This is a genomic window from Moorena sp. SIO4E2 (genome assembly GCF_010671945.1).
Lineage (GTDB): Bacteria > Cyanobacteriota > Cyanobacteriia > Cyanobacteriales > Coleofasciculaceae > Moorena > Moorena producens.
Genome location: NZ_JAAHIE010000727.1, coordinates 1 through 3,117 on the forward strand (window position 1 = coordinate 1; position 3,117 = coordinate 3,117).

Sequence of the window (3,117 nt, forward strand, 5' to 3'; positions counted from 1 at the left end):
GCACCTTTGGCACGAATACTATGGGCGTTTCTGTAGCTGAGTACCCATAGCATCGATAGTAATGATGCACCCACAGATGTCCAATAATTCTAGTAAAGCTGGGATGGCTGTAATTTCATTAGTTTTAAGTAGTCGGACAAAAATAAATTGTACTGTATTAATTTTTGTAAAGGAGCGATAAGTCTAACATTACGTGACCTGATGTCAATTTTAAAAAAGCAAGACCTAGAGCAGTTGAAAATCGTAAAAATCTTTAAAAAAACCGGCCATTAAACAAATTAAATCACTTCTATATAACCAGAAGCAGACCGAAGCAAAATGACAGAATAGTTAGCAGATGAGAGTCATTAATTATCCAGTCAATTTCTTAAATCAAACCTAAAAAATTAATTAAATCTAAATCTTTTGACCGCCAATCCATTCCGATTTTGTCTCGTCTGAATACCTGCCATTACAGCGAGGGCCAATTCGTATTCATCCTCAAACATTTGACCAGCTAATTCATCTTCTTTCAGTCGTTGCCACTCGTTCTCAATTCGATTGAGTTCAGGAGAATAAGTAGGTAATAAGAATATATAGAGTCCAAGACTCTCCCATTTATCATAATTAGATTTTGTTAATTTACTTGTATGAATAGAACCTTGGTCTTGAACAACAACAGGTGCGACCCGTGGCGAATTTAATTCGCCAACGGAAAGCGCACCTTAGTTATTTTTCCAGTTTTCTTTAATCTTTCTTCTGCTTGTACTGCTTGCCAATTCATTAATTTGATCTAACTTTCGCTCTCTTGGTGCGCGTTCCCTAGCGCTTTGAAAAAGCGCGGGGTCGCACCGCTTTTAAAACTTTTGAAAGCTAATCCATATTCAAAACTTTTTCCTCTTTCTAATAGTCCACATATATTTAATCTTTTTCCTTTTTTTTTACCCTGTTCAATTCTTTTTTGAGTTCCAATTTTCATCCAAGTGTATAAGGTTTCCGCCCATAAACTAAAGCCGGACTCATCTAAATATTTTAAACAAATTTCTCCCACTGCTGCTGAGATTTCCAGCATTTCTAAATCATTTTTATTGATGGCTACTTGCTGACTATTTTGCTTTCCTTTCAGAGATTTTCTCGTTCTTTTCCATCTATATAGTTTTTTTTTAGAATTCTTCTTAGATGACGCTCACTTAGATTAATTTTTTTTTCATTTTCTATAAAATTACAAAGCTGATTACTGCTATATGCTCTTGACTCTGTCTCTAATTTTTGCTCGATTATTGCTAAATCTTCTGTCGTCCATTTCTTTTTTCTTCCTGACCGGGGAGCATCCCACAATCCTGTTAATCCCCTCTTTTCCCATCTATGTATTATTTCTCTAACTGTTTGAATTGAACAATTCAAATAAATCGCTATTTTTTTCACTTTCCATCCCATAGATGAGAGTCTCAGGGCTGAAGCCCTATCTCTTGTTCTTTGGGGAATTTTGTCAGCTTTACTTAATTCAAATAAAGTGATGTCTTGAGCCTTAGTTAAAAATACTCTTAAAGGGGGAGATGACATTGAGCGCCGACTCCAAATCTTTCTCTAATCATCTCACAATTGCCCGAATCCAAAAATTAAAAAAAGATTAATTCTCATTGGATTTGAGTCGGCAATCTATACTTGATTTATTTTTCCACCTCCGATCCTCAAGCTATAGGACTTAAGCGCACTTGGCTTTCCCGGAGCGTGCAGTTAGGCCTATCGCTGACTTTTCTTTACAAAAATTCATATAGTACTGTTTATTTTTGTCCTACTACTTATCTTCAACTTTAACTTGCCCAAGAAACAACCTATGCTCACTCGCCCAAGCACTCACCATATGCAATGCAGATTTTGACTGGTTGCGGTCATAGGAACTCTTGAGTTGTTTGCCATCAATGGGGATAACCTGTGCTCCGGGCATCTGTCACCAAACTACTCAACCAACTATTGAAACGTCGCCTCAATGCACTCGGAGATATCTGCTCAAACACTCGTCGGTATGTATCTGCTGAGGGCATCCCATTTGGCAATGGTAAAAAGCTCGACAACCAATGCTGGTGGCTGATCCCATAGGTTTCGATATCTTCCCACCCTGTCGCGCCCCCGATGGTAGCTAACAGTGCAATCATCACAATGCTCACAAATGGATGGAGCACTCCTTGTTTACCTCGCGGATCACTGAGGTGATCAAAATGCTCGAGCATTTGCGGCTGTTGCTGTTCACAATTTAGGGCAGGCTGTACTGGCAAGGATTGGCCACTGGTTGCGGTTGAGTTAGTGGGTTGATCGAAGCCTTTAACCATTTGATATTTTTATTATCACATTGTTTCCCTTAGCATATTATGAGTTCGTTTTTCTTGCGCTTACCCTGGTATGCCATCCAGCTTGGTCAACAACTAAAACAATGTGTTTATCATCACCATTATTAAATTCAGCAGCAAATTCTGCCAAAACCCGATTAAATAGCTCAGTATTGACATAAGGCAGAATCCACGCCTTAGTTTCGACCGTACACGGGTGTGCAAAAGCATACAACCATAACCACTCAAATCTCCAATTGACCCCAAAGGGGAATTAAAAATTAAAAATTAAAAATAAAAAATATAGAATTGAACAAATTTTGAATTAATTAATTCCGGGTACAAGCCCCCACTGATTTTTTCAGTGGTCTTCAATCAGTGGCGGGTACAAGCCCCCACTGATTGTAATTTTTTAATAATTTTGAATTTTGAATTGGAGCGTTCGCGAAGCGTGACCTACGGTCAAGCGACTTGACATGGGCAATTGGCCAGTCACCAACTGGATCATAAATGCGTCGAACCACAGGTTTGAGTCCCAGGCGATGTTCATCCTCATATCAAATCCGGTTAAATAGTTATCGTTAAGCCTTGGCTGCCTGCCACCAATGAAAATGGGTCAGACCACGAATAAAGTCGCACTGCTTGAGTAAAACACAACAGCGAGCGCAAATTACCTGCTCCAACTCTTCAATCTTCTCAAAGGTCCGGTTGGCAATCGGCTCATCCAAAATTGACCAAAGACGTTCTGCTGGTTGCAACTCAGGGGAGTAAGGGGGAAGAAACTCTAAATGCAATCCAACTGGAACGCACG

The 3,117-nt window shown here is 39.3% G+C and carries 5 protein-coding genes and 1 pseudogene; all 6 read right to left on the reverse strand.

Annotation, left to right across the window (positions count from 1 at the left end):
- Positions 1 to 386 precede the first annotated feature (386 nt).
- Positions 387 to 635 carry a transposase gene (locus tag F6K37_RS36100; protein ID WP_287255795.1) on the reverse strand — a complete coding sequence of 83 codons (249 nt, stop codon included), beginning with the start codon at positions 633 to 635 and terminating at the stop codon, positions 387 to 389.
- A gap of 137 nt (positions 636 to 772) precedes the next feature.
- On the reverse strand, positions 773 to 1,051 hold the full coding sequence (locus F6K37_RS36105) for a transposase (RefSeq protein WP_287255790.1): 279 nt from the start codon (positions 1,049 to 1,051) through the stop codon (positions 773 to 775).
- Between the two features lie 50 nt (positions 1,052 to 1,101).
- Complete coding sequence (locus F6K37_RS36110; RefSeq protein WP_287255792.1) at positions 1,102 to 1,542, reverse strand: helix-turn-helix domain-containing protein; 441 nt, start codon at positions 1,540 to 1,542, stop codon at positions 1,102 to 1,104.
- A 356-nt stretch (positions 1,543 to 1,898) separates the two neighbouring features.
- Complete coding sequence (locus F6K37_RS36115) at positions 1,899 to 2,309, reverse strand: transposase family protein (protein WP_008191000.1); 411 nt, start codon at positions 2,307 to 2,309, stop codon at positions 1,899 to 1,901.
- 70 nt (positions 2,310 to 2,379) lie between these two features.
- Positions 2,380 to 2,568 (reverse strand): annotated as a pseudogene (locus F6K37_RS36120) (IS630 family transposase); the annotation flags it as partial.
- Between the two features lie 319 nt (positions 2,569 to 2,887).
- On the reverse strand, positions 2,888 to 3,117 hold a 230-nt coding region (locus F6K37_RS36125; RefSeq protein ID WP_287255794.1), incomplete at its 5' end, for a transposase.

What these genes read in the sequence shown, in the direction of transcription:
- F6K37_RS36105 (WP_287255790.1), bottom strand. Translation starts at nt 1,051, where the DNA reads ATGCTGGAAATCTCAGCAGCAGTGGGAGAAATTTGTTTAAAATATTTA.
- F6K37_RS36115 (WP_008191000.1), bottom strand. Translation starts at nt 2,309, where the DNA reads ATGGTTAAAGGCTTCGATCAACCCACTAACTCAACCGCAACCAGTGGC.
- F6K37_RS36110 (WP_287255792.1), bottom strand. Translation starts at nt 1,542, where the DNA reads ATGTCATCTCCCCCTTTAAGAGTATTTTTAACTAAGGCTCAAGACATC.